General features: G+C 71.8%; 22 protein-coding genes. 4 read left to right on the top strand and 18 right to left on the bottom strand.

All coding sequences use genetic code 11. The features are described 5' to 3' along the window. Positions 1–266: 266 nt before the first annotated feature. From EER30_RS32060 to EER30_RS48950, 3 genes are all read right to left on the bottom strand, one after another. Complete coding sequence (locus EER30_RS32060; RefSeq protein ID WP_127504389.1) at positions 267–1,121, bottom strand: NAD-dependent epimerase/dehydratase family protein; 855 nt, start codon at positions 1,119–1,121, stop codon at positions 267–269. Then, on the bottom strand, positions 1,121–2,317 hold the full coding sequence (locus tag EER30_RS32055; protein WP_127504388.1) for an aminopeptidase: 1,197 nt from the start codon (positions 2,315–2,317) through the stop codon (positions 1,121–1,123). The genes EER30_RS32060 and EER30_RS32055 overlap by 1 nt, the downstream gene beginning before the upstream one ends. Positions 2,318–2,449: 132 nt before the next feature. Next, a complete protein-coding gene (locus tag EER30_RS48950; protein WP_127504387.1) occupies positions 2,450–3,760 on the bottom strand; it encodes a phosphotransferase in 1,311 nt (436 codons plus the stop codon). An 87-nt stretch (positions 3,761–3,847) separates the two neighbouring features. On the opposite strand from EER30_RS48950, the gene EER30_RS32045 reads away from it, so the two are divergent. Continuing rightward, entirely contained in the window at positions 3,848–4,909 is a 1,062-nt protein-coding gene (locus EER30_RS32045; RefSeq protein ID WP_127504386.1) for a hypothetical protein, read from the top strand. A 27-nt stretch (positions 4,910–4,936) separates the two neighbouring features. Here the strand turns inward: EER30_RS32045 and EER30_RS32040 are convergent, their stop codons facing one another. From EER30_RS32040 to allB, 3 genes are read right to left on the bottom strand one after another with little or no spacing between them, the layout of a single operon-like run. Then, complete coding sequence (locus tag EER30_RS32040; RefSeq protein ID WP_127504385.1) at positions 4,937–5,263, bottom strand: TfoX/Sxy family protein; 327 nt, start codon at positions 5,261–5,263, stop codon at positions 4,937–4,939. Then, a complete protein-coding gene (gene alc, locus EER30_RS32035) occupies positions 5,263–6,255 on the bottom strand; it encodes an allantoicase (protein WP_127504384.1) in 993 nt (330 codons plus the stop codon). Before alc ends, EER30_RS32040 begins: the two co-directional genes overlap by 1 nt. Further along, a complete protein-coding gene (gene allB / locus EER30_RS32030) occupies positions 6,255–7,571 on the bottom strand; it encodes an allantoinase AllB (protein WP_127504383.1) in 1,317 nt (438 codons plus the stop codon). The genes alc and allB overlap by 1 nt, the downstream gene beginning before the upstream one ends. Before the next feature lie 188 nt (positions 7,572–7,759). Here allB and EER30_RS32025 point away from each other — a divergent pair, with 188 nt between their 5' ends. Further along, the gene (locus EER30_RS32025) at positions 7,760–8,767 is read left to right on the top strand and encodes a cation diffusion facilitator family transporter (RefSeq protein ID WP_127504382.1); all 1,008 of its coding nucleotides are present in this window, start codon (positions 7,760–7,762) and stop codon (positions 8,765–8,767) included. Positions 8,768–8,770: 3 nt separating this feature from the next. Here EER30_RS32025 and EER30_RS32020 read toward each other — a convergent pair whose 3' ends face one another. The 7 genes from EER30_RS32020 to uraD form a co-directional block, all read right to left on the bottom strand. Continuing rightward, entirely contained in the window at positions 8,771–9,913 is a 1,143-nt protein-coding gene (locus EER30_RS32020) for a DUF6986 family protein (protein ID WP_127504381.1), read from the bottom strand. Further along, positions 9,913–11,460: a malate synthase A gene (aceB, locus tag EER30_RS32015; protein ID WP_127504380.1), complete on the bottom strand. Its 1,548-nt coding sequence runs from the start codon at positions 11,458–11,460 to the stop codon at positions 9,913–9,915. The genes EER30_RS32020 and aceB overlap by 1 nt, the downstream gene beginning before the upstream one ends. 175 nt (positions 11,461–11,635) lie before the next feature. Next, positions 11,636–13,156: a DUF1996 domain-containing protein gene (locus EER30_RS32010; RefSeq protein WP_127504379.1), complete on the bottom strand. Its 1,521-nt coding sequence runs from the start codon at positions 13,154–13,156 to the stop codon at positions 11,636–11,638. Between the two features lie 208 nt (positions 13,157–13,364). After that, complete coding sequence (locus EER30_RS32005; protein ID WP_127504378.1) at positions 13,365–14,720, bottom strand: 8-oxoguanine deaminase; 1,356 nt, start codon at positions 14,718–14,720, stop codon at positions 13,365–13,367. Beyond that, a complete protein-coding gene (pucL, locus tag EER30_RS32000; RefSeq protein WP_127504377.1) occupies positions 14,717–15,577 on the bottom strand; it encodes a factor-independent urate hydroxylase in 861 nt (286 codons plus the stop codon). The genes EER30_RS32005 and pucL overlap by 4 nt, the downstream gene beginning before the upstream one ends. A 6-nt stretch (positions 15,578–15,583) precedes the next feature. Beyond that, positions 15,584–15,946 (bottom strand): hydroxyisourate hydrolase, encoded by a 363-nt coding sequence (uraH, locus tag EER30_RS31995; protein WP_127504376.1) that lies wholly within the window; start codon positions 15,944–15,946, stop codon positions 15,584–15,586. Continuing rightward, the gene (uraD, locus tag EER30_RS31990) at positions 15,936–16,442 is read right to left on the bottom strand and encodes a 2-oxo-4-hydroxy-4-carboxy-5-ureidoimidazoline decarboxylase (RefSeq protein WP_127504375.1); all 507 of its coding nucleotides are present in this window, start codon (positions 16,440–16,442) and stop codon (positions 15,936–15,938) included. The genes uraH and uraD overlap by 11 nt, the downstream gene beginning before the upstream one ends. A gap of 141 nt (positions 16,443–16,583) precedes the next feature. Between uraD and hrpB the strand changes: the two genes are divergently transcribed. Continuing rightward, the gene (gene hrpB, locus EER30_RS31985; RefSeq protein ID WP_240670431.1) at positions 16,584–19,130 is read left to right on the top strand and encodes an ATP-dependent helicase HrpB; all 2,547 of its coding nucleotides are present in this window, start codon (positions 16,584–16,586) and stop codon (positions 19,128–19,130) included. Further along, positions 19,127–19,555, top strand: coding sequence for a 6-carboxytetrahydropterin synthase (locus tag EER30_RS31980; protein WP_127504373.1), 429 nt, complete (start codon positions 19,127–19,129; stop codon positions 19,553–19,555). Before hrpB ends, EER30_RS31980 begins: the two co-directional genes overlap by 4 nt. On the opposite strand, the gene EER30_RS31975 is transcribed toward EER30_RS31980, so the two are convergent. From EER30_RS31975 to EER30_RS50040, 5 genes are all read right to left on the bottom strand, one after another. Beyond that, the gene (locus EER30_RS31975) at positions 19,532–21,850 is read right to left on the bottom strand and encodes a putative bifunctional diguanylate cyclase/phosphodiesterase (RefSeq protein ID WP_127504372.1); all 2,319 of its coding nucleotides are present in this window, start codon (positions 21,848–21,850) and stop codon (positions 19,532–19,534) included. The genes EER30_RS31980 and EER30_RS31975 overlap by 24 nt on opposite strands. A gap of 91 nt (positions 21,851–21,941) precedes the next feature. Then, positions 21,942–22,664 carry a PP2C family protein-serine/threonine phosphatase gene (locus tag EER30_RS31970; RefSeq protein WP_127504371.1) on the bottom strand — a complete coding sequence of 241 codons (723 nt, stop codon included), beginning with the start codon at positions 22,662–22,664 and terminating at the stop codon, positions 21,942–21,944. 91 nt (positions 22,665–22,755) lie between these two features. Beyond that, positions 22,756–23,775 (bottom strand): hypothetical protein, encoded by a 1,020-nt coding sequence (locus tag EER30_RS31965; RefSeq protein ID WP_240670430.1) that lies wholly within the window; start codon positions 23,773–23,775, stop codon positions 22,756–22,758. After that, a complete protein-coding gene (locus EER30_RS50045; RefSeq protein ID WP_432417580.1) occupies positions 23,768–24,265 on the bottom strand; it encodes a type 2 periplasmic-binding domain-containing protein in 498 nt (165 codons plus the stop codon). Before EER30_RS50045 ends, EER30_RS31965 begins: the two co-directional genes overlap by 8 nt. 9 nt (positions 24,266–24,274) lie before the next feature. After that, entirely contained in the window at positions 24,275–24,889 is a 615-nt protein-coding gene (locus EER30_RS50040) for a transporter substrate-binding domain-containing protein (RefSeq protein WP_432417579.1), read from the bottom strand. Between the last annotated feature and the right edge of the window lie 40 nt (positions 24,890–24,929).

The raw sequence follows: 24,929 nt of genomic DNA, 5'->3' as shown, positions 1-24,929 counted from the left end.
GCCCACGTCCCCACCCCAGGTCGCGAAGCTGGGCTGCGTGCACGCCGGTGCCGCAGCCCACCTCGAGGCAGGGGCCGCTGCCCGTTCCCAGGAGCTCGCCGAGTTGCCGCCGGACGCCGATGGGGTCGCCCGGCGGGATCTCGGCGTTCGGCAGGAACTCATGCTCGTACCAGTCCGCGATCGCGTCATAAACGGCCATAGGGCGATGCTTCCCCGAGTGACCGTTTCTCACCGCCCCGCGGCGTTCGCCGGCAGCGAAGCCCCGGTCACTCCGGAAGGGGAGGCTCGCCGCGTTCGTGGTCCCACGCCAGCACGTCGCGCACGGTCACCTCGAGCGGCGTGACGGTCTGCTCGGCGGCCGGCGTCCGGTTCTGGGTCTCCCACAACTCACGCGGCTTGATCAGCGGGAATCGTTTCCCGGTCGGCGGCACGGGGACGATCTCGACCTCGGTGCCGGCCACGGCCGCGCAGACCTTCATGAGCCCGGCCAGGTCGGTCGCCGGGCCCGCCGCCGTGAACGCGCCGCCGCGATCCTCCGCGAGCAGCCGCACCACGAGCCGGGCCACGTCGCGCACGTCCACGAGCTGGGTCGGCTGGGCCGGGTCGCCGGGCAGTTCGAACCGGCCGCCCCGGGCCGCGTGGCGGGCCCAATGGGTCAGCCCGCGCTGGTTGTCGTGCGGCCCGGCCACCTTGACCAGGCGCACGGTGGTGGCCCGGTCCCCGTACCGCGTGAAGATCTCCTGCTCGCAGGCCACTTTGGAGGGACCGTACGTCTCGTCGGTCAGCGGTTGACCGGCGTCGGTGATCGCCGGCCGCAGCCGGGTGCCGCCGCCCTCGAAGACCGCGTGGCTCGAGATGAACAGGTAGCGGCCCACCCGGTCGCCGAGCACGTCCATCGTCTGCCGGACCTGCCACGGGAAGTAGGCGGTGACGTCGACGACCGCGTCCCACTCGCCGGTGGCCAGCGACGCGTAATCACCCGTCTCGCGATCACCGCGCCGCCGCTCGACGCCGGGGAACAACTCGCTGTCTCTTCCCCGGTTGAACAGGGTCGGGCGGTGGAGCATCGACGTGATCGTGCGGCCGACGAAGCCGGTGCCGCCCAGGACCAGAACGCGCATCACAGAACCCACTCGTCGTCACGGATGATCGTGACCGTACCGCGCGGGCCCCTTCCGCTGACCGTGAGACCTTCGCCGCCGACGACGACGTCGGTGTGCACACTCGACATGTTCAGGCCCAGGTCGGCGCGCTGCTGCTCGGTCTTCTCGGTGCCGCCCGCGACCGCGAACGGGAAGCTCTGGCCCCACGCGACATGGCACGCCGCGTTCTCGTCGAACAGCATGTTGTGGAAGACGACGCCGGTGCGCGCGATCCGGCTGTCCCGGTCGACCAGCGCGACCTCGCCCAGGCGCCGCGCTCCCTCGTCGGTGTCGAGATGCGCCCGTACGACGTCCGCGCCCTCGTCGGCCGACACCTCGGTGATCAGGCCGCCGGTGAGGCGTACGCGCAAGCCTGTCACCACCCGGCCCCCGATCACGACCGGACGGGTGACGCGCAGGACGCCGTCGGCCTGATCACGGTCGGGGCTGGTGAAGACCTCCTCGGTCGGGATGTTCGGCAGGTAGGCGAAGCCGTCCCGGTCGACCAGACCGCCGCCCGTCCACCGGCTGCGCGGCAGCAGACCCACCGTCAGATCGGTGCCGTCGCCGACATAGCGCAGCTCGCTCAGGTCGAGCGCGTCGAGAAGCCGGCCCCGCTCGGCCAGCACGGCGGCCCGCTCCCGCCAGGCCTCGACCGGATCGTCGAGGTCGAGCCGCATCGCGGTGCCGACGGCCTTCCACAACCGGTCGACGTCGGGCTCGCCGAAGACCTCGCGTGCCCACCCCGGATTGGGGGCGCCGACGACGGTCCAGCGCAGCCCGTCGAACACGGCCCGGCGCATGGCCTGCGTCTCGGCGGCCGGACCGGCGGCGACCTTGGCCGGATCGAGCCCGTCGAGCAGATGCGGATCGGGTTCGCCCAGCAGCCGGATCCAGGCGGCGCCCTCGTCACGCCACTGCTCGATGCGGCTCAGAGCCCACGGGCGTACGGCGGAAAGCTGCTCGACAGTCGCGTTCTCGACCGCGGCCCGCCGCATCGGGCCGTCGCTCCACAGCGGTTCGACCCACGCGGCGCCGGCCTCGTAGGCGGCCCGGGTGATCGCCCGCGCGATCTCGAGATGGGCGGTGTCGGTGTGCAACACCACCCCTTGCCCCGGCTGCACATTGATGCCGGCCCGGACGACGAGCTCAGCGAACCGCTGGATCAGCGCCATGCCTCGCAGGGTAAATCAAACCCCGCCCGGCGGCCGCCCCACGCGTCGACTCCGGCCTCTGAGCGCGCTCGTCTTCTCCGGCTTCCGCGCCCCTTTCCCACCTGTCAACCTTTCCCTCCGTAGTAGCCGCCCTTACTCCCCGGCCAGGGCGACGGCGGCCGCGAGGCGCTCGGGCACATCGGCGGCATGGTAGGGCCATTCGGTGGGCTCGATGTTCTGCAGGAACGTGGCGTAGATGAGCGCCCCGCGCAACGCGGCCAACGGTCGCATCAGCTCGACGGCCCGCAGCGGATCGGAACCGGGGACGGTCTGCTGCCAGCGCTCGGCCCACTCGACCAGAAGCCGGTCACGGCCGGGCACCCCGGCACCGTTCTCGTCACCCCCGCCGGTCGCGCCGTCGGTGAGCCGCAGGATGTCGAGCGCGGGATTGCCGAAGCTGCAATCGCCCCAATCCATGATCGTGAGCTTCCCGCGGTCGTCGGTCCGGACGTTCCCCGGATGCAGATCGCCGTGCACCAACGTGTCCGGCAACCCACACCCGGCGATCGCCTCAAAGCGCCGAGGCAGACCCTCGATCAGCTCCCGCAGTCCCGGGATCACGTCGTAGTGCGGCTCGGCCACGCTGACATAGTCGGTGAGCGTCCTTTGCAGACGCGCATCGGGAATGCCCCGCAACGGTTCCTGCTCGACGGCGAAATGCGCCTGAATCGGATGAAACGCTCGGGCGATCTCGGCACACAACTCGGCTCCCGCGCCATAACGATCCTCACCGGCCGCGTGGGCCAGCAACATCCGCCCATGCTCCCCCGCAGCGATCAACTCCGGTACGAGCCCCGGCGCAACCGCTCCCACCATCCGCAACGCGTACGCCTCATGTGCGAAGAATTCCGGCACCTGCTTGAGCCAGGCAACCGGCGTCCCGCTTCGGTCATCCAGCCGCCAGATGGCCGACAAGTTCCACGTACGACGCTGCCGGGCGGTCGCCCCACGCAGGATCCCCAGAGCCCACGCAACCGAGGCCGAAGGCCCACCGACCTCCGCGTACGCCGCCCGCCGCGGATGCGTCACCCCGAGCCCCATCGCGTACCCAGCCCGCCCCGGATGCGCCGCCCCAAGCCCCATCGCGTACCCAGCCCGCCCCGGATGCGCCGCCCCAAGCCCCTCAAGCCCCACCGCGTGCGACCCGGCTCCCCGGCCGTCTGCACCCCCGGTTCGCTGACCGACTTTTCGTATATTTACGGCTTCATCGGTGACTTCGGCGAGATAGGTGACGTGGCCGCCTGGCGGGGCCGGGCGCTCCGCGTGCAGCAGGCGCAGCACCTGCAGGCCCGGACCGAAATCGGCGACCTCCTGCCACCAGGGCACCTCGGCCTCGAACGGTTCCGTCTCGCCGAGCAGTTCACCCGCGGGGCTAACCAGCACCAACGTCACCGTTCTCGTCATGACCGCAGACCGTAATCCAAGTCGGCCCGCTGATCGCGGGATTTCCCGGTCTGGTGGGGTCTGGCAGGGCTTCACTACGATGCGCGAATGTTCGGACGCTCCGCGATCACCCTGCCCGACCTTTGCACGAGCCTCGCCGACGCCGTGATCCGGCTCGACTCGAAGGCTTCGACCAAGACCTATCGCGCCATTGTGGAGCGTCTGTCCGACGCCGACCGGGAAGAGCTCAGCGCCGCCCTGCCCCCGCTGATCCCGGCGCTCGAACAGGTCGCGCTCGGCAACGGCGGCCTGCTGGCCACGCTCGTCGCGGGACTGATCGAGCAGGGCGCCGACCCGCTGCCGGTGCTGCCCGTGCTGGTCGAACGGCTCTCGACCGGGCTCGAGCTGGCCGCGCAGTTCGGCGTGCTCGCCGAAAAGCTGGGCGACAAGGTGGCCGCTCCGACGTCGGCCGACGAATACCGCGACTTGCGCGAGCGTGTGGTGCGGGCGGCGCCCGGGTCCGGGCTCAGCGTCGAGGAGGCCGGCGAGATCACGCAGGCATGGTTCACGGTCAACGACTGGATCCCGAGCCTGCTGCTGCCCCTTCAGCAGAAGGTGGCTCGTCAGGCGCTGCCCGACCGCGAACGGTTGACCGCCGCCGCGGCCGCGATGACCCCGCACGCCGAGGACGCGGCCTGGCTGTTCGGGCTGCTCGAGGTGCTCGACGACGAACCGCTGCTGGTGCTGCACCGCCCGACGAACCGGGCGTTCGACCTGACGATCAGCGGGGTGAGCGACAACTTCCAGCTTCACACGCTGCTGGCCGCGACCCTGATCGGCGACGAAGCGCGCGGTCTGCTGCCGGGCGAGCCGCCCGAGGCGGCGTGGGTGGCCTCGGCAACCGACGGCGAGCTGATGCCCGAGGGCGGCATCCACGGCCGCTTCTACCTGGCCGACGCGCAGGGCGAGACGATCTGGAACGAGAGCCGCCCCGCGGACATCCCCCTGCTCGGCGACCACCGCGTGATCGTGCTTGACCCGCCGCCCTACGAGCGAAGCTGGAACCTCGGCCGCGCCTATCCCCTGATGCGCCCTGAGATCGTCCTCAACCGCATCCTCCCCGCCGACGAGGCCGCCGGCTGGGCCACCCGAGTGGCCCCCGCAGCCTGACCGCCACCAGACCCGATTGCAATCCGCCTACTTCGCGGGCATGTCGCGCACGTGGTCGGTGGCGTCGGCGAGCCAGCCGTCGAGCTCAGGGTCGTCGAGATGCTCGCCGGCCACGAGGATCCAGCCGCGCATCGAGCGCCCGCCGGACTCGAACGGGCGTACGCCGGGCCGGGTCAGGGCCGCCTCGATCGCCGCGGGGCCGAGTCGCACGATCAGCTCGTCGCGGGAGACGCCCACCGTCATGTTGCCGTTGGTGAAGAACGCCAGGCCCCCGAACATCTTGCGCTCGGTCACGGCCGGGTCGTCCCGCAGCCGATCACGCAGCCGCTCGGCCAGGGCTTCGTCGTAGGCCATCAGCTCTCCCCCTCGGTGTGCCGGCGGAACTGCTCGCCGAGGAAGCCCAGGGCGGGCCGGCCGTGCAGGCGCAGGCGGGCCATGCCGCCGTCGGGGAAGATGTCGAGCCGCACGTGGGTGGCGGTGCGGCCGGGGTTCACCGGGAAGCGGTGCGGCGTGTCGGGGCGCAGGGCCACGCGGGGCAGGATGTCGAACCACTCCCGCCCGTCGTCACTGCCGCGCAGCGTGGCCCAGCCGGGCGCGTTGCCTTTGAAATGGGTCGTGTCGAGGTCGGCCAGAGCCAGCTCGGCGGGCGCGGCCAGGCGCACGGTCACCCAGTCGTTGGCGTCGTCGCGGCGGCGCGACGTCTCCCAGCCGTCGCCCATGTGTTGCGCGAGGCCGGGCATGAGCATGTTCTCGGGGTGGCCGTAGAACATGTTGCTGCACCCGGTGATGCGCGCGCCGTGGGCCAGGGCGGCCACGTCGAAGATCTCGGGGAGCAGGCGCGGGTCGGGCACGGCCGTGCCGTGGACGCGGAGCCGGGCCACTCCCCCGTCGGGAAAGATCGTCAGGCGTACGTGGGTGAAGCGGCGCGTGGAGGCCACCGCGAACAGGTTGCGGCTGTCGCCGGCCAGCGGCGATCGAGGCACGAGCGGGGTCCACTCGGCGGCGAGCAGCTCGGCCGGGGTGGGATAGCCGTCGACGGCCAGCCCGTCGACCGCGGCGTGGGGCGGGAAGTTGCCGGTGAAGAACGCGGTGTCGATGTCGACGCCCCGGATGACGCCGGGAGCACCGAGCCGAACGACGGCCGCGTCGGAACCGGGCTCTCGGCGGCGGCGGGTCTCCCAGCCGTCGTACACCTGGCCCTTGTGGTCGAAGGTGCGCGGCGCGAAGACCGGCGGGGCTGGGAGCACGAGGTGGTCAGCGGCGGCGAAGAATTCGTCGTCGGCGTGGACGACGCCGCCGCCGAGCGCGCGGGAGGCCAGGTCGGGCAGGGTGGCGAACTCTTCCATCAGGCGTCCTCCCGGGTCAGGAACCGTCCGCGGGCCGTCTCGCCGGTGACGGCGTGGCCGCGCAGCCAGGTCGTGCGGACGATGCCGGTCAGCTTGCGGCCCGCGTAGGGCGTCACCGGGTGTCGGTGGTGCAGCCGGGCCGGGTCGACGACGAACGAGTCCTCGGCGTCGAAGGCGACCAGGTCGGCGTCGGCGCCCACCTCGATGCGGCCCTTGCCGCGCAGACCCACCAGGTCGGCGGGGCGGCGGGCCATCCAGTCGGCCACGTCGGCCAGCGTGTAGCCGCGGGACTGCGCCGCCGTCCAGATCACCGGCAGACCCAGTTGCACCGACGCGATGCCGCCCCACGCCGCCGCGAAGTCGCCGGTGTCGCGGCGCTTGAGCTCGGGCGTGCAGGGCGAGTGGTCGCTGACGACACAGGTGATCAGCCCGTCGGCGAGCGCCTGCCAGAGCGCGTCGGCGTTGACCGCGTCACGGATCGGCGGACAGCACTTGAACTCGGTCGCGCCCTCGGGGACGTGACCGGCGTCGAGCGTCAGATAGTGGGGGCAGGTCTCGGCGGTGACGCGCAGACCCTCGGCCCGGGCCGCGGCGATCAGCGGGAGGGCGGAGGCGGCGGAGAGGTGCAGGATGTGCACCCGGCCGCCGGTGGCCCGGGCGGCGTCGACGGCGGTGGCGACCGCCGCGTGCTCGGCCTCGGCGGGACGGGACGCGAGGAAGTCAGCGTAGGTCGACGAGGCCGACAAATCGCCCAGATGGCTGGGGTCTTCGGCGTGGACCACGAACTGGGCGCCGTCGACCGCGGCGATCGCCCGGCGCAGCTCGGCCCCCGACACGGGCGGGAACTCGGGCACGCCCGAGTCGGCCAGGAACGCCTTGAAGCCGAAGACACCCGCCGCGTGCAGCCCGGCCAGCTCGCCGTCGTTGCCCGGGATCGCGCCGCCCCAGAAGCCCACGTCGACGTGGGTCTGACCGGCGGCGGCGCGCTGTTTGACGCGCAGCGCCTCGACGTCGACGGTCGGCGGCAGGCTGTTGAGCGGCATGTCGACTATCGCCGTGACGCCGCCGGCCGCCGCCGCTCGGGTCGCCGACGCGAAGCCCTCCCACTCCGTACGCCCCGGCTCGTTGACGTGCACGTGGGTGTCGACCAGGCCCGGCAGCAGCGCCGTGCCACCCAGGTCGGTGTCGCAGGCGGTGTCGAAGACGTCGTCGTAGCCGCCCACCGCGACGATCAGGCCGCCGTCGATCGCCACGGCGGCCGCCCGCTCGCCACCCCCGACGACCACCCGCCTCGACCTCAGCACCAACTCGACCATGTGCCGACCCTAGCCCTCCGGTGCGACAGAAATTCGCTGCTCGGGTCCGGCGGCACCGGCCGCCGAGCAATCCATCGAGGACGGCGATGCTCTGGTGCGCGGCTGCAGGCAGGCCGCACGTTGGCAGTTGCCGCTCCTTGGCTCTTGCGGCATTGTCGCATGCCTAGTCCCCGTCCTACGGTGGGCGCATGGATCAGCACCGGCACGGCCTCGGGTCCCGCCTCCGCCACGCCGTCACCCCGCACTCGCACGACACGGCCGACAAGGTCGACCCCGCGCTCGAGGGCTCGGCCGCCGGGTTGCGCGCGTTGTGGTTCTCGCTGCTGGCCCTGGGTGTCACGGCCGCCCTGCAAGCCGTGGTCGTGGCCTTCTCGGGTTCGGCGGCGCTGCTCGGCGACACCCTGCACAACATCGCCGACGCCCTCACCGCCGTACCGCTGGGGGTGGCTTTCATTCTCGGACGGCGAGCCGCCACCCGGGCGTACACCTATGGTTTCGGTCGTGCCGAAGACCTGGCCGGCATCGTGATCGTGCTGGTCATCGCCGCCTCGGCCGTCGCCGCCGGCTGGACCGCGTTCGACCGCCTGCTGGACCCCCGCCCGATGCAGCACGCCGGCTGGGTGCTGGCCGCCGGCGTGATCGGTTTCGCGGGCAATGAGCTCGTCGCGCGCTACCGCATGAGCGTCGGGCGCCGCATCGGCTCGGCCGCCCTGGTCGCCGACGGTCTGCACGCCCGCACCGACGGCTTCGCCTCCCTGGCCGTGGTCGTGGCCGCCGGCGGGTCGCTGCTCGGCCTGCCGTGGGCCGACGCCGTGGTGGGCCTGGCCATCACCGTCGCGATCGTCTTCGTGCTGGCCGACGCCGCCCGCCAGATCTACCGCCGCCTGATGGACAGGGTCGACCCTGCGCTGGTCGACCGGGCCGAGCTGGCGCTCAGGGCGATCGCGGGCATCCAGGAGGTGCCCGCGCTGCGGTTGCGCTGGATCGGCCACCGCCTGCACGCCGAGGCCACCGTCGTGGTCGCCGCCGACCTCTCCCTGCTGGCCGCCCACGAGATCGCCGCGGACGCGGAGCACCAGCTGACCCACAGCATCGCTCACCTGGCCACCGCCACCGTGCACGTGGACCCGGCGACCTACCCGGGCGACAGCCACCACGTGACGCTCTCGCATCACCGCCGCGCCCACGCCCACTGACCGTCAGCGCATCAGCACGAGAAGCGCCTCCCGGGGGAAGGCGATGTCGGTCAGGGCGCCGCAGTTGAGACCGCGAAGCAGGTACGCCGCCAGGGCGCGAGCGGTGGCCGGCTCGTCGGCGATGCCGCTCTCCTCGCGGTCGAGATAGCGCCGCAGGCGGGCGACGGCGGTGTCGCAGCCCTCGCGGAAGAAGGTGTACGTGGCGGCGTAGCGGGTCGGGAGCTGGGCTGGGTGCAGGTCCCAGCCCTGGTAGAAGCCGTGTTCCAGCGAGCGGCCGACCAGGCGGTGGTGGATCTCCCAGGCGGCCTGCACCTCTTCGCGGGTGCCGACCGGCAGGATGTTGGTGGATCCGTCGGACAGGCGGACGCCGGTCTGGGCGGCGGCCGCCTGCATCACGGCCTTCGCGTGGTCGGCGACGGGATGGTCCATCGCCTGGTAGGCGGCGGCCACCCCGGCCGCGGCGCTGTAGTCGTAGGTGCCGTAGTGCAGGCCGACGCAGCGGCCGCCGGCCGCGGTCAGCAGGCGGGCCACGGTGGCCGTGCCGTCGGCGCCGAGGACGGCGGCGGGCAGCTCGACCTGGATCTCGAAGCGCAGCCGCCCGGCGGGCAACCCGTAGCCGCGCTCGAGGGTCTCCAGCAGCGCGACCATCGCGGTCACCTGGTCGGTGCCGCTCACCTTGGGCAGCGTGACGACGAAATCATCGTCCTGATAGGACGAGAGGAACAGGTCGAGCGTGCGCAGCGACCGCCGCCTCGTCGCGGCCTCGAGCGACTTCACGCGCAGGCCCACGAACGGTGGCCGCTCGCCCGCGCGCAGGATCGTCGCGGCCTTGCGGACGGCGGCGTCCTCCTGGTCGTCGTCGCGCACGCCGTAGCCGTCCTCGAAGTCGACGCGCAGGTCTTCGATCGGCTCGGTGGCCAGCTTCTCGCGGACGCCCGGCACCGAGAACGGGAAGTCGTGCTCGTCCATGACGCGCAGCGCCTCGGCGCCCCACTCGCGGAAGCCGTCGAGCCGGTCGGCCGGGATGTAGACGGTGTGCACCGGCTGCCGGTCGGCGCGCTCGCCCGGATAGCGCGCGGCGAGGAACGCGTCGTGCGCGGCGAGCCGCCGGTCGAGGTCGTCGTAGTCGGCGCCGGTGAGCCGCATCAGTCGATCGAGTCGTAGGCGGCGGTGGTCAGGAAGTCGGCGAAGTCGTCGGCCAGCGCCACCCGCTCGAAGAGTTTGCGCGCGTCGTCGAAGCGCCCGGCCGTCCACGCCTCGTCGCCGATCGCCTCGCGGATCTGGGCGAGTTCCTCGTCCTCGAGGTGGCCGACGAGGTCGGCGGTGATCGCGGTGCCGTCGGGGAGGCGTACGCCGTTGTGGATCCACTGCCACACCTGGGATCGGGAGATCTCGGCGGTTGCCGCGTCCTCCATCAGGTTGTTGATGGCCACGGCGCCGTTGCCGCGCAGCCAGGCCTCGAGGTATTGCAGGGCGACCGACACGTTGGAGCGCAGCCCGGCCTCGGTGACCTCGCCGGGGGTGGCGGCGACGTCGAGCAGCCCTTCGGCGGTGACCGTGACGTCGGGGCGCAGACGGTCGAGCTGGTTGGGGCGGTCGCCGAGCACCCGGTCGAAGATCTCTCGGCAGACGGGAACGAGGTCGGGGTGGGCCACCCAGGACCCGTCGAAGCCGTCGGCGGCCTCGCGTTCCTTGTCTTCGCGCACCTTGGCCAGCGCGACCTCGTTGACCGCGGGGTCGCGGCGGCTGGGGATGAACGCGGCCATGCCACCCATCGCGAAGGCGCCGCGGCGATGACAGGTGGAGACGAGCAGTTCGGTGTAGGCGCGCATGAACGGGGCGGTCATCGTGACCGACGCGCGGTCGGGCAGCACCATCGACGGGTTGTCACGGAAGTATTTGATGATGCTGAACAGGTAGTCCCATCGGCCGGCGTTCAGGCCCGAGATGTGCGGGCGCAACGCGTGGAGGATCTCTTCCATCTCGAACGCGGCCGGGATCGTCTCGATGAGCACGGTGGCTCGGATCGTGCCGACCGGGATGCCGAGCGCTTCCTGAGCGTGGGTGAAGACGTCGTTCCAGAGCTCGGCCTCGTGGTGGGACTCCATCTTGGGGAGGTAGAAGTAGGGGCCGCTGCCGCGTTCGAGCAGCTCTTTCGCATTGTGGAAGAAGTAGAGGCCGAAGTCGACCAGCGCTCCGACGGCCGGCTCGCCGTCGACCGGCAGGTGCCGCTCGTCGAGATGCCAGCCGCGCGGGCGCATCACGATCGTCGGATAGGGGCCACCACCCAGCTCGTACGTCTTCTTGGGTGTCTCGAGGCTGATGGTGCGCCGGATGGCGTCGTAGAGATTCTGCTGGCCGTCGACGACGTTGGACCAGTGGGGGGTATTCGCGTCCTCCAGGTCGGCCAGCCACACCTTGGCCCCGGAGTTGAGCGCGTTGATCGTCATCTTGCGCTCGGTGGGGCCGGTGATCTCGACGCGGCGGTCGCGCAGGTCGGCCGGCGCGGGCGGCGCGCTCCACTCGGCCGCGCGGATCTCGGCCGTCTCGGGCAGGAAGCCGAGGGAGCCACCGGCGGCGATCGCGGCCCGGCGCTCGGCCCTCGCCCGCAGCAGCTCGTCGCGGCGGGGGCGGAAGCGCCTGTTCAGATCGGCGACGAAGGCGATGGCGTCGTCGGACAGGATCTCGGTCATCGTCCAGGGCCCCTCTCGATGCGGCTGGTCCCCTCAAACCGTAGTAGAGGCCGACCGGCCCGCAACCGCTTGTGGATAAACCAGCGTGCCCACCCCCGCGGTCCCTGCGGGGGTGGGCACGTGGCACGCGAGGGTGGTCACGGCCGGGGACGTGAGCCCGCGACCGTCCTCGCGATCAGAAGTTGCCGAAGGTGTCGCACTTGGCCTTCTGGACCACGCAGTCCTTGACCCGGTGGCCGAGGGCCGCGTTGTCCCAGGCGAGGAAGACGTCGCCGTGCATCGAGCTGGCCATGTCCGAGCTGAGCTTGAAGCCGGCGCTGGAACCCGAGGTCGAGTAGCCGATCACGAAGGCGATCGACGGGATCGCGACGGGGAACTTGCCGCTGCACTTGCCGGACGAGTCGGCCCCGCCGGTGTGCGACTTGTGGTCGGGGCTGTCCAGGTGCACGCCGTCCCAGCAGTCCGGGAAGGTCAGGTGGAAGGTGAGGTCGGCGGTCTTGGCACAGATCGGCCAGTTGCCGTCCGCGCTGCGGCCGATCTCTCCGCCGATGCCACCGCACCAGAACTGGCCGTTGGCGCCCTTCGGCGTGGCGACCTGCCGCTTGGCGTCGCCGACGACCATGCGGAAGCCCTGCGGCAGCGGCACGGTCTTGGTCGGGTCCTTCAGCCGCGAGCCGTAGTAGACGGTCACGCCGTGCGGCTCGACCGCCTTGCCGTTCTCCAGGAGAGTCGGGATCCAGTAGGCCGACCGGTCCTCGCCCGGCTTGCAGCTCGAACCCGCGTTCTTCAGCAGGGTGTCGGTCGTCGTGAAGGCGTCGGTCGCCGTGTTGCCGAGGAACGAGTGCATGTGCGAGCCGCCCGGCAGCCCCGGCAGCACGATCGGGTCGTCGGCCTTCGAGTGGCTGTACTTGCAGGACGCGTTGAACTCCGAGACCCGTACCGGATTGCCGGTGATGGTCTTGGTCTTCATGGCGTTGAACTCGGCGAGCTGGGCCTTCCACTTCGCCTGGTCCATCACGACCCAGCCGGCGGCGTTGTTCGGCGGCGGGGTGCTGGCCGTGGGCGCCGCGGTCGGGGCCTTGGTCGGCGCGGTCGTCGGGGCCTTGGTCGGCGCCGTCGTGGCCGGCTTCGTGGTGGGAGTGGCGGCCGGGGTGCCCGGCGTCGCCGTCGCGCCCAGCGTGAACCAGTTGATGTTGACGAAGTCGGAGCGCTGCGTGCTCTTCATGACCGCGAACAGCTTCTGCTTGCCGGTCGGGGCCTTGACCGTCGCGGTCTTGGTGACCCAGTTCTGCCAGCCGCCGGTCTTGGCCACGGGAATGGTGGTGAGCAGCATGCCGGTCTGCGAGCCGAGACGCAGCTCGATCGAGCCGCCGGCCGAGTTGTCCGACGCGATCCGGGCGGTGATCGTGCCGCCGATCGCGACGTTGTCGTAGCGCAGCCAGTCGCCGGCGGCGAGCCAGCCGACGTTGGTGCCGCCGTCCTTGTCGCTCGTGCCCTGCGTCTGGGCGCCGGAGTGGGCCGAGTACGCCTCGGCCTGCAGACGGCCGGGGACGACCGTCTCGCCGGCGTTCGCGTTGGCGATGTAGATGCCGCTGGCCCCGAGCGCTGCGGCGACGGCCGCGCCGAGAGCTACGCGGGTCACGCGGCGGCGGGTCCGGGGGTTGGGCGGGGCGACGTGGAGGGAATCCGTCCGCATTTCCTTTTTCTCTCGTCTCTGCCGTTCTCGGGTGGCCGTTCCGGGCCGTTCCAAGAGGGAGTATGCACAGGTCAGAGAGTTGTTTCAATCTGCGGAGAAAGAATTAGGAATTGCTTTCTGAAGCGTCCCAGCTAGCCGTGGAATTCATTCTCGATAACATTTTTCCGGGGAATTTTTCTTAAGTCTTCCTTAAGTTCGCTGGGTAGTTTCACGACCTCGGTGCGCCGTCGAGCAGGCGTCGATGGGCCCGCACGGCCTCCCCCGCCAGAGTTTCGGCGTCGGCGTGCACCAGCTCGCCCCGCTCGACCACCGGCCGCCCGCCGACCAGTGACAGCTCGACCGGCGCGGCCGGGCCGAACACCAGCGCGGTCACCGGGTCGTCGATGCCGGCGTGGCCGAGGCCGTCGAGCCGCCAGAGCACCACGTCGGCCAGCTTGCCCACCTCGATCGAGCCGAGATCGTCCTGCCGGCCGAGGCAGCGGGCGCCACCCATCGTGCCCAGGCGAAGAGCCTCGCGGGCGCTGAGCGCGCCCGGACCGCCTCGCAGCCGGGCCGTGTAAAGCGCCTGACGCAGTTCTTCGCCGAGGTGGCTCGCCTCCTGCGACGCCGAGCCGTCGACGCCCAGGCCGACCGGCACACGATGGTCGAGCAGCTCGCGCACCCGGGCCGCGCCCGCGCCCAGCCGCGCGTTGGAGCTCGGGCAGTGGGCCACGCCGGTGCCGGTCGCGCCGAGCTTGGCGATCGCCGAGTCGTCGAGGTGCACGCCGTGGGCCAGCCACACGTCGTCGCCGAGCCAGCCGAGGCGTTCGGCGTATTCGACCGGGGTGCAGCCGAAGCGCTCTCGGCAGAAGTCTTCCTCGTCGTCGGTCTCGGCCAGGTGGGTGTGCAGGCGGACGCCCTTGCGGCGGGCCAGCCCGGCGGCCTCGCTCATCAGCCGCTCGGTGACCGAGAAGGGCGAGCAGGGCGCCACCGCTATGCGCAGCATCGAGTCGGGTGAGGGGTCGTGCCAGCGGTCGACGGCTTTCTCGGTGGCCAGCAGTGCCTCTTCGGTGGATTCGACGATGTTGTCGGGCGGCAGGCCGCCATCCCTGCGGCCCCGGTCCATCGAGCCGCGCGTGGGGTGGAAGCGCAGGCCGATGCGCCGGGCCGCCTCGATCTCGGCCTCGAGCACGTCGCCGCCGTCGCGCGGGAAGACGTAGTGGTGGTCCATCGACGTCGTGCAGCCCGAGAGCGCCAGCCAGCCCAGCCCGGCCCCGGCGGCGGCCCCGACCACCTCGGCGTCCAGCCGGCCCCAGATCGGGTAGAGCGTGGTCAGCCAGCCGAACAGGGTCTCGTCGGTGGCGAGGCCACGGGTCGCCCACTGGTAGAGGTGGTGGTGGGAGTTGACCAGCCCGGGCGTGACCAGGCAGCCGGAACCGTCGACCCGGCGACCCTCTACCGCCGGAGCCCGCCCCGGCCCGGCCGCGGTGATGCGGCCGTCGTCGCCGACCACCACGTGGCCACCGGTGTGGACGGTGTCGGCCGCGTCGACCGTGGCGACGGCGACGTTTTCTATGACGATCACGGGTACCACTCGGTGATCGCCGGGGGGACGTCGTCGCGGGTCACGGTGCCCTCGATCAACCCGTAGGGCCGGTCGCCGGCGATGAAGACCTCGTTGTCGTTGGTGAGGTCGAACGGCGACAGGTCGACCAGGTAGTGGTGCTTGTTCGGCAGGGCGAGCCGGATCTCGGCCACCTCGGGCAGGTCGCTGAGCACCTGGCTGCCCATCGCGAACAGCGTCTGCTGCAGCGAGTGGCTGTAGGTGTGGACGAAGGCCCTCGTCATCGCCTCGACAGCGGCCTCGTAGGACTTGCCCCAGTCGGTGTCGTCGCGCAGGTGCCGCCAGCGCGCGTCGACCGCGGTGGACAGGATGCGGTCGGTGGCCTCGGGTAGCGTCGTGTAGCGGTCGCGGGGGAAGCCGTGGAACTCGGAGTCGGTCGAGTTGAGCAGCACGAGGCCCTGGATGCCGCTGACCACCTGGGTCTGCTCGACCGTGACGGTGACCTCAGTCGAGCGGGTGCTGCCGCCCTGCCGGCGGAACGAGTGGGGGCCGAGCCTTTCCCAGCCGAACGACTCGATGCCGACGCGGGCCGCGCGGATCTGGGTCTGGGTGTCGACGAAGTGGTGGGCCAGTCGCAGCGCGAACTCCTCGGGCTCGCCGACACCGTGCTCCTTCGCGAACGCGTACACCGTGTTCTTCATGGTGTCGGTGGGCAGCACACCCGAGTTGTCGCCGGTCAGATGGGTGGCGGCCAGGTCGCCCGAGAGGGCGATGCTGACGTTGAGATCGGCGAGGGTGTGGGTCTCGCCGTCGCGGATGACGCGGACCAGCCGCGTCTCGGCCTTGCCGTAGCGGTTTTCTCCGAGCACGATCGCCACGCGTGGTCAGCTCCCTCGATAGGTCGTGTAGCCGTAGCGGCTGAGCAGCAGCGGCACGTGGTAGTGCCGCTCGGGGTCACGGACGTGGAAGGCGACCGTGATCTCCGGGAAGAAGCAGTCGTCACCCAGGTAGGGCTCGACGTAGAAGGACAGGCGATAACCGCCCGCCTGCCACTGGTGCATCGGGACCCGGTAGCGCAGGCGGCCGTCGTCGTCGGTGCGCCCCTCGGCGATCGTCCCCCACCCCTGCGAGTCGCGTCGCTCCAACCGCACATAAACATCGCGGGCCGGTTCGCCGCTGACCGTGTCGAGGATGTGCGTCGAGATCTTGGCGTGGAACTCAGGTGCCGTGCCGTCGTCAGAGGGCATCGAGCACCCGCTCGAGTCGAAGCAGCGCGATCTGACGTAACTGGTCGGCGACGACGCCGCGCTCGGCCGTCTCGTCACCCGCCAGCCGCTCGCGGGCGGCGGCGAGGATCTCGGCCCGGCTGCGGCCGCTCGCGAAGATGAGGAAGACGTGACCGAACCGCTCCTCATAGGCCCGGTTGACCTCGACGAGCTCGGCTTTGGTGGCGTCGTCGGGGCTCTCGGCCGCGGTGGACTGCTCGCGGCGGGACCAGGCCGCCTCCTGAGAGTGACCGGTGGGGCGATCCCCGATGCGAGGGTGGGCGGCCAAGCCGGCGAGTACGTCGTCCCACGTGAGGTTGCGGGCGGCGGCGTCGGCGACGGCGAGCAGGTCGGCGCGGCTCGCGTAGGGCCGCTTGGCGATGACGGCGGCGCCCCACGCGGGGGCGGCGCAGCAGGCGAGGAGATCATCCTCGAGACGGGCGGCGGGCAGCGCGTTGAAGACCTCGATCGCGTCCATCGGCACCCCTTCCTGTTTTCCGGTCCCGCCCACCCTGCCATGCCGGTCCGGCGAACGGGCAAGTTATCCACAGCCGCGGTTTGTCCACAGGCCGGCGGCTCGCCGCGCCGGACTGTCGGACCCGTGCGCCAGGATGGTCCCGTGCTCATCACCGACGCCGCTCTCCCCGACCTGCCGATCCGCGCCGTGCTCCCGCAAGTCCGCGAGGCGCTGGCCGGTGACGGCGCGGCGGTGCTCGTGGCCCCACCCGGCACGGGCAAGACGACGCTGGTGCCGCTCGCCCTGCCCGGCCGGGTCGTGGTGGCCGAGCCCCGCCGCCTGGCCGCCCGCGCCGCCGCCCGGCGCATGGCCTCTCTACTGGGCGAGAAACCGGGCGGCCGGGTCGGCTACACGGTGCGCGGTGACCGCCAGGTCTCCCGGCACACCGAGGTCGAGGTTGTGACGACGGGCGTGCTCGTCCGTCGGCTCCAGCGCGACCCCGAGCTGGCGGGAACGGCAGCCGTGATCCTCGACGAGTGCCACGAGCGGCACCTCGACACCGATCTGGCCCTGGCGTTCCTGGTCGAGGTGCGCGCCGCCCTGCGGCCCGACCTCCAACTGCTGGCCACCTCGGCGACCGCCGACGCGGGGCGCCTCTCCGAGGTGCTCGGCTCGGCGCCCGTGGTCACCGCTACGGCGCGCATCTTCCCCGTCGAGGAGCACTGGGTTCCTCCGACCGGCCCGATCACGCCGCCGCTCGGCCTGCGGGTCGACCCGCGCCTGCTCGACCACGTGGCCGCCACGACCCGGCGGGCGCTCGCCGAGGGCGACGGCGACGTGCTCGTCTTCCTTCCCGGCGCGCGCGAGATCGACGCGGTCGCCACCCGCCTGGCCGGGGTCGACGCCGAGGTGATCCCGCTGCACGGCCGCCAGCCCGGCGCGGTGCAAGACTCAGCGCTGCGCCCCGGCCCCCGGCGGCGGGTGGTGTTGTCGACGGCCGTCGCCGAGAGCAGCCTGACGGTTCCCGGCGTGCGCGCGGTGGTCGACGCGGGCCTGAGCCGGGTGCCGCGCATGGACCACGCTCGTGGCCTGGGCGCCCTGGCCACGGTGCCGGTGTCGCGCGCGGCGGCCGTGCAGCGCGCCGGGCGGGCCGGGCGCGAAGCGCCCGGGCGGGTCTACCGCTGCTGGTCGCAGGCCCAACATGATCGTCTGCCGGCCCAGCCCGAGCCCGAGATCGCCGCGGCCGACCTGACGGGCTTCGCGCTCGACCTGGCGCTGTGGGGCCACCCCGACGGTTCCGGCCTCGCGCTGCCCGACCAGCCGCCGGCGGGGGCGCTGCAGTCGGCCGTCACGACGCTGCGCGACCTGGGCGCGGTCGATGCCGACGGCCGGGTGACCGCGCGGGGGCGGGCGCTGGCCGACGCCGGCCTGCATCCCCGGCTGGCGCGGGCGCTGCTCGACGGTGCCCCGCTGGTCGGGGCCCGCCGCGCCGCCGAGATCGTCGCCCTGCTCGACGACGAGCGTTCCGCCTCCGACGACCTGACGGCCGCCTGGCGTCGGGCCCGCGGCAGTCGCGACCCGGCGTGGCGCAGCGAGGTGAGCCGTCTGTCGGCCGCGCTGAGCCGCAACCCGGCCGACGAGACGACACCCGACGTGACCGACGCGGCGGCAGCGGCGCTCGACCAGCCCGAGAACATTGTCGGCGGGGCCGCGCGCGGCGGGGGACGGCTGACCGACGACCTCGCGGCCGGGCTGGTGGTCGGGCTGGCCTATCCGGAACGGGTCGCCCGGGTGCGCGAGGCCGGCGGGCGCGACTATCTGATGGCCGGTGGCACCGCGGCCGAGCTGACGAACGGCAGCGGCCTGGCCGGGGTCGACTGGCTGGCCATCTCTTCGGCCGATCGCGCCGCGGGCGCCCGGACGGCGCGGGTGCGGGCCGCCGTGCCGATCGACGAGGCCACCGCGGTCGAGGCCGCGAGCACGTTGCTGACCGAGGCGACCGAGATCGGCTGGGTCGACGGTGACGTGGTCGCCCGCCGGGTGCGGCGGCTCGGCGCGATCACGCTGGTGGAAAGGCGGATCACCGACCCTGACCGTGGGCTCGTGCGGGCGGCGCTGCTCGAGGGGTTCCGCCGTGAAGGGCTGGGTCTGCTGACCTGGTCGCGCGGGGCGGTCGAGCTGCGGGAACGGCTGGCCTTCGCCCACGCGGCGCTGGGCGAGCCGTGGCCCGACGTCTCCGACGAGTCACTGCGCGAGCGGGCCGGCGACTGGCTCGAGTTCGGCGCGGCCCGCCGCCGGGCCGACCTGGCCAGGATCGATGTCGCCGCGGGCCTTCGCCGGCTGTTGCCGTGGTCGGTCGCCGGGCGCCTCGACGAGGTGGCCCCCGAACGCCTGCCGGTGCCGAGCGGGTCGCGGGTGCGGGTCGACTACGCCGATCCGGAGTCGCCCGTGCTCGCCGTCAAAGTGCAGGAGGCGTTCGGCTGGAAAGACGCTCCCCGCCTGGCCGAGGGCCGCGTCCCCGTTCTGCTCCACCTGCTCTCCCCGGCCGGGCGTCCGGTCGCCGTCACCCGTGACCTGGCGTCGTTCTGGGCCCAGGGCTATCCGCAGGTGCGCTCCGAGCTGCGCGGCCGCTACCCCCGCCACCCCTGGCCCGAGGACCCGACGACGGCGGAACCCACCCGCAGAACCAAACCGAGGGCGCCGCGATGAGTTATCTGGTTCAGGTCGAGCACCGTTTCCGGGCCGTTCAGGGGCTTCCCTCCCCGGTCCGGGCCGCCCGTGGGATGTCGCTTCTCGCGCCCGGTGAAGGTGTCGAGGTGATCGTGCTGGCGGCGGTCGCCTTCGAGGACGAGCAGTTGACGGCGCGGGGGTGGTTCTTCGACACCGACGCGGCCGGCGCTGAGCTGCGGGAGTGCTGTGCCGACCTGGCCGGTCGGCCGTGGACCGAGGTCTTCGACTTCCGGCCGACGTTCGAGCTGGTCGCGCGGCATCTCTACGACCGGCTCGCGCCGCGGCTGCCTCAGCTCGCCCACGTCGAGATCGGCGATGTGGACTTCGGTGTGACCACCCGATATGTGCCGTGCGGGCCAGGGCCAGGGCCAGGGTCAGGGTCAGGTGGTCAGGTGGGCGGCTGACGAGGGCGGGGTGTGCTGGGCCGGGACGGCCGGCACGGCCGGGCGCTGCAGGCGGTGCAGGGGTCCGGGCTGGCCGAAGAGGTAGCCCTGGCCGAGCACGCAGCCGAGCTCGGTCAGCGCCAGGGCACGCGAGGGGGTCTCGATACCCTCGGCGACCACGGCGATGTTGAGGTCGGCGCAGATGGTGAGCACCGAGCGGCACAGGGCGCCCGCGCGGTCGGGGGCGATGTCGACGTCGGTGAGGGTCGAGTCGAGTTTGACGATGTCGACCGGGAGGGAGTGGAGCTGGGCGAGGGCGTTGAAGCCGCTGCCGAAGTCGTCCAGGGCGATGCGCACGCCGTGGGCGCGCAGGCGGTCGACGACCGCGGCGGCTGAGGGCAGGTCCTGAATGCGGCGGGTCTCGGTGATCTCGAGGACCAGGCGGGTGGCGGGCATGCCGGTGCTGGCCAGGGCGCCGACGACCGATTCCTCGAGTCCGTGCTGGCCGAGGCGGGCGGCCGAGACGTTGACGTGCACGTCGATCGGGCGGCCGTAGATGACGGCCAGGGTCGCGGCGTCGGCGCACGCCTGGTTCAGGACGAAGTCGTCGATGGCGGCGACCAGGCCGGTGCGTTCGGCGACCGAGACGAACACGTCGGGGTGCACCTGGCCGGCGACCGGGGAGGTCCAGCGGGCCAGCGCCTCGACCGCAACCGTCGCGCCGTCGAGGAACCGGACGATGGGCTGGTAGAAGACCTCGAAGCCGGCCCCGGCGGGATGGCCCGACGCCAGCGCCTCGGCCAGCAGGTGGGGCAGGTCGGCGTGCGGGCCGCCGTCGTTCGAGCCGGCGTAGCGGGCCAGCGCGCCCTTGCCGCGGCGCTTGCTGGAGTACATGGCGGCGTCGGCTCGGCGCAGCAGCGCGTCCGCGGTCAGCTCCTGGGCGGGGTCGGAGACCACCAGGCCGATGCTCGCGCCGACGCCGACGGTGTAGCCGTCGATCACGAACGGTTCGCGCAGGGCGGCCAGAATGCGGTGGCCGGTGGGTTCCGCGTCGGCCGGGGTGCGGTCGATCAGCACCGCGAACTCGTCCCCGCCGAGGCGGGCCACCAGGTCGTCGGCGGCGACGCAGCGTTGCAGCCGTTCGGCGATGGCGCGCAGCACCCGGTCGCCCATGGCGTGGCCGAAGCTGTCGTTGATGAGCTTGAAGTCGTCGAGATCCGCGAAGAGCACCGCGATGGGCCGGCCGCCCAGCCCGGTGGTGAGGCGTTCGCGGAACAGGGCCCGGTTGGCCAGACCGGTCAGCGGGTCGTGGTAGGCCTGGTGGTGCAGCCGGCGCTGGCCCTCCGAGACACGGTCGAGCAGAACCGTGTTGTCGACGATGGTGAACATCTGGCGGGCCACGACCAGGCCCAGGGCGAGCCAGCCGAGGTAGGCCTCGAACGGCGAAAGCGGCTTGCCCGTCCCACTGTTGATGGCGATCATCACGCCGGTCGCGGTCACCGGAACGTAGGGCAGCAGCAGGTGCAGCCACTCGCGTTCGCCGGTGTCGACGTTCGACTGCGCCGACACCGGCGGGGAGGACAGGGCGGCCACGGCCAGCAGCGCGGGGCCGAGCAGGTGACCGGCGGACTGCCACGGCGGGAGCGGCCCGTCGGCCAGGTGGAACAGGCGCAGCGTGTCGGTGACGCCGAACGCGACGAAGGCCAGCCCGCCGAGCGTGAGCGGCTTGCGGGCCGCGGGCGAGCCGGGCCGGGTGAGCAGCAGGAGCACGACCATCGTGGCCAGCACCAGGTCGGCCACGGCGTAGACGCCCGCGGCCGCGATCAGCGCGGTGGGCTGCCCGGCCCAGTGGAACCAGTCGGCCGGGATCGCCGACCAGGCCAGGGCCAGCATCGAGCCGGCGATCAGCACACTGTCGATGATCAGGGCGATCTGGTCGCGACGGGCCGAGGTCGGCACCGAGCGCGGGCGCGTGTACGGCGTGTGGAGCAGCGCAATCAGCAGGCACGCGGGCAGCACGAAGAACCCGATGTCGGACACCATCGTGACCGGCCGCTCGGGAAGCACGACGTCCTGCAGGAGCCACCAGAGCCGGCTCAGCGCCCAGCCGGTGAGCCCGGCGCCGACGAGCAGGCGCCACCGCCGGTGCAGCCCGGTGCGGCCGCGCGCCGTCAGGACGCAGATCGTCGCCGCGACCGCCCCCGCGATCAGTTGCGCGGCGTCGGTGTAGATGCGCCACCCCTGCGGCTCGACGAACTCACCGAGCACGACCACTCCGAGGACGATCGTCAGCGTGACCAGCAGTCGCGCCGTCATCATCACCACCCAGTCGAGCCGCGGGCCCCCTGATCCGCGACCCCGGTAACGTACCGCAGCCCTGGTCAGGCGCAAGAGGGTCGAGCGGTGCTCAGTCGATGGCTGTCAGATCGGCGACAATGACGGTGACGTTGTCGGGGCCGCCGCCGCGCAGCGCGAGGTCGATCAGCCGTTCGCAGCACGCCTTGGGGTCCTCGGCGGCGAGCATCTCCTGCTCGATCGTCTCGTTCGTCACCACACCGGTGAGGCCGTCGCTGCACAGCAGCCAGCGGTCGCCCGGCTCGGGTTCGACGATCACGTACGCCGGGCTGACCGGTTCGCCCTGCAGCACGCGCGTGACGACCGAGCGCCGAGGGTGCCCGGCGGCCTCGTCGGGCCGGATGAGCCCCTGGTCGACGAGCATCTGGACGTACGTGTCGTCCTTGGTGAGCTGGTTGAGCCGGCCGTCGCGCAGCAGGTAGGCCCGGGAGTCGCCGACGTGCGCCATCGCCGCGCGGGTGCCCGAGAAGATCACGGCCGTCAGCGTCGTGCCCATGCCCTGCAGCGAGTTGTCGGCCTCGACCGTCGCCGCGATCCGCTGGTTGGCCACCTCGAGCGCCTGGTGCAGGGCGTCCATCTGGTGGTCGTTGTCGATCGGGACGTCGAGCGGGGTCATCGACTCGATCGCCATGCGGCTGGCGAGGTCACCGGCGGCCATCCCACCCATGCCGTCGGCGACGACGAGGAGGCGGTCACCGGCGTAGTAACAGTCCTCGTTGTTGCTGCGGACATGTCCTTGATCGGTGCCGGCGGCCCACCGCAGGTGCAAGGTCATGGCGTGCAGCTTCCCAGATCACCGCAACCGTGTCTGCACGTGGTCGGCGGCGTTTCGCCGAAAAGGCTGTTATAGGTGGCCGGACGCGGCATCAGCTCGGTCGCCCGAGACATCGTGGATCGACCTCCGTAACGCGGCGTGTTGGCGCGATCCACGACAGGGCGGAGTCTGTCACCGCCCAGCCTCGCACCGAGACGGCACTGTCGGGGGGCCGCACTGGTTCGGGGCAGAGTGTCTTGGAACGCACCTGATCATTCGGGATGAACGACACCAGTCCACCATCTTCGAGCAATGTCGTCGAGGTGTCGTCGACGGCGATCAGCTGTCCGCGTAACACGTGGGCGGGCTGACCCCTCTCGCCGATCTCGACGGCGCTGTTCGGCAGAACCGGGGCGCGCAGGAAGACTACGCCGATCGCGACCGGAGCGACCAGCGCGGCGGCGATCGCCGGCCAGTGCGTGACGAGTCTCGCCGCCCGCGCGGGCACCGGGCCGGTCAGCAGCGGGCCCAGCAGCGGCGGCGCGGCCAGCAGCAAGGCCGTCGAGGTCTCGCCGAGCCGCAGGGCCTGCGCGATGCCGGGGCCGACGAAGATCAGCACGAGGGCGCCGACCAGAACGGGGACGCCGATCGTGATCCAGATCATCAACCATTTCTCCGTACGGAATCTTTGGACCGCCGTGAGTCCGAGAATGCCGACGATGAGCATGCCGAGCAGCGGCAGCAACCGGAGCTGCCAGGTGAACGCGGCCAGCATGGCGGCGAGCAGCACCACCCAGTCGGGCATGCGCAGTGCGGTGACGGCGAGCAGGGACCGGCCCGCGTCCTCGGGTGCGCTCACCAGCAGCACACTGCCGAGCAGGCGCAGGACGAGCACGACGGCGGGAACGCTCCAGATCAGCGTGATTAACAACGCGCTGATCATGCCGAGCGGCGAGATGTACTGGACCAGCAGCAACATCGTCGGAATATCCTGGCGGCTCAGCCACCACAGCCGCAGGACGAGCAGCACGAGCGGAAAGGCCGGCAGTACGGTGAGCAGGTAGTTGAGCTGCGCCCGCCGGCGCCGGGCCGGGATGGGGCCGCCCTTGACATAGATGCTGTTCTCACTCACCGAAGACGTCCTCCCACGGCTGCTCCCGGATATCCGGCCGGGTGACGCGGGGCTGCTCGGCGACGGCGATCGGAGCCTTGTCGTTGGCCTCCACCTCGGACTGGAAGTTCCTGTCGTACGCCTCCTCCCAGCGCGAGTCCTTCGGATCGACGTAGGAGCGATAGAGCGTGAGGTTGACCAGTTTCTGCAGCGCCGGGTTTTCACCCACGTTCACCCCGTACGCCTCGATTGGGTCGAGACCGACGTCCCAGTGATCGAAGTCGTTGCGGAACCGGGCTTTGTAGCCGGCCAGGATCGCAGCGTCGGTGGTGACCGCGTCGACACGCCCCGCGCGCAGGTCGTCGATACATTGACTGATCTTGTTGCGAGGCACGACCTTGATCGTCCGGACATTGCTCGGCGCTTCGAGACTCGTCGACGCGGCGATCGAACAGACTCGCTTGCCGCTCAGGTCGGCGATCGTCGGGAGTCGCGGATACTTGCCGCGCATCGTCAGAACCTACTGTTCCGTGTAGAGATAGGGTGCCGAGAACCCCACTCCGGCCTTGATGCGCGACTCGGTGATGCTGAAGCTGGCGATCACCAGCTTCACCGGCACCCGATCCCCGTTGGGAGCCGTGGCCTGCATCCGGGGCCGGTCCTCGCTCTCGATCGAGTAGAACTTGACCTCCGAGCGGCGGAACCCCAGGTCCTCGGCGATCATGTAGGCGATGTCGATGTCGAAACCGCTCCACTGCCCGCTCGAGTTGCGGGACGCCGTACCCGGCTGATCGTCCTTGACGCCGACGGCGAGCTCGGTCCACGTGTCCACACCCGCCTGTTCGCGCAGGTCGGCGACCGACGGTGGCCCGCCGTCGAACAGGCGCACCAGGGCCAGGGCTAGCGCCAGGACCAGGGCGAAGCCGAGTCCGGCGAGACGGAACGCGGCCAGGTTGAAGCGCGGCGGCTCGATCAACGGCTCCGGCTCGGGCGGGGGCAGCCGCTGCTCGGCCGCCTCCCGCTCGGCGAGATCTTGCACCGCGATGTCCTCGGCGGTGCCCTCCGGCCCCGGTGGCGTCCGCCGTCGCACCGGCCACGTGAATCGGCCGGTGACCCCGCCGCGATCGATCCCCATGGCCGGTTATCGTGCCGCATGAATGTCACGGCCGGCGCAC

Source organism: Actinoplanes solisilvae (assembly GCF_003999975.1).
Taxonomy (GTDB): Bacteria; Actinomycetota; Actinomycetes; order Mycobacteriales; family Micromonosporaceae; genus Actinoplanes; species Actinoplanes solisilvae.
The sequence above is the reverse complement of the archived record's forward strand: the minus strand, read 5'-3'. Positions and strand labels throughout refer to the sequence as shown.

Coding starts and splice junctions, on each gene's coding strand:
- EER30_RS31970 (WP_127504371.1), bottom strand. CDS start 22,664: ATGACCTTGCACCTGCGGTGGGCCGCCGGCACCGATCAAGGACATGTC.
- EER30_RS32010 (WP_127504379.1), bottom strand. CDS start 13,156: ATGCGGACGGATTCCCTCCACGTCGCCCCGCCCAACCCCCGGACCCGC.
- EER30_RS48950 (WP_127504387.1), bottom strand. CDS start 3,760: ATGACGAGAACGGTGACGTTGGTGCTGGTTAGCCCCGCGGGTGAACTG.
- uraH (WP_127504376.1), bottom strand. CDS start 15,946: ATGCCCTCTGACGACGGCACGGCACCTGAGTTCCACGCCAAGATCTCG.
- EER30_RS31975 (WP_127504372.1), bottom strand. CDS start 21,850: ATGACGGCGCGACTGCTGGTCACGCTGACGATCGTCCTCGGAGTGGTC.
- EER30_RS50040 (WP_432417579.1), bottom strand. CDS start 24,889: ATGGGGATCGATCGCGGCGGGGTCACCGGCCGATTCACGTGGCCGGTG.
- aceB (WP_127504380.1), bottom strand. CDS start 11,460: ATGACCGAGATCCTGTCCGACGACGCCATCGCCTTCGTCGCCGATCTG.
- EER30_RS32025 (WP_127504382.1), top strand. CDS start 7,760: ATGGATCAGCACCGGCACGGCCTCGGGTCCCGCCTCCGCCACGCCGTC.
- EER30_RS32055 (WP_127504388.1), bottom strand. CDS start 2,317: ATGGCGCTGATCCAGCGGTTCGCTGAGCTCGTCGTCCGGGCCGGCATC.
- EER30_RS50045 (WP_432417580.1), bottom strand. CDS start 24,265: ATGCGCGGCAAGTATCCGCGACTCCCGACGATCGCCGACCTGAGCGGC.
- alc (WP_127504384.1), bottom strand. CDS start 6,255: ATGGAAGAGTTCGCCACCCTGCCCGACCTGGCCTCCCGCGCGCTCGGC.
- EER30_RS32060 (WP_127504389.1), bottom strand. CDS start 1,121: ATGCGCGTTCTGGTCCTGGGCGGCACCGGCTTCGTCGGCCGCACGATC.
- EER30_RS32045 (WP_127504386.1), top strand. CDS start 3,848: ATGTTCGGACGCTCCGCGATCACCCTGCCCGACCTTTGCACGAGCCTC.
- allB (WP_127504383.1), bottom strand. CDS start 7,571: ATGGTCGAGTTGGTGCTGAGGTCGAGGCGGGTGGTCGTCGGGGGTGGC.
- uraD (WP_127504375.1), bottom strand. CDS start 16,442: ATGGACGCGATCGAGGTCTTCAACGCGCTGCCCGCCGCCCGTCTCGAG.
- EER30_RS32020 (WP_127504381.1), bottom strand. CDS start 9,913: ATGCGGCTCACCGGCGCCGACTACGACGACCTCGACCGGCGGCTCGCC.
- EER30_RS32040 (WP_127504385.1), bottom strand. CDS start 5,263: ATGGCCTACGACGAAGCCCTGGCCGAGCGGCTGCGTGATCGGCTGCGG.
- EER30_RS31980 (WP_127504373.1), top strand. CDS start 19,127: ATGAGTTATCTGGTTCAGGTCGAGCACCGTTTCCGGGCCGTTCAGGGG.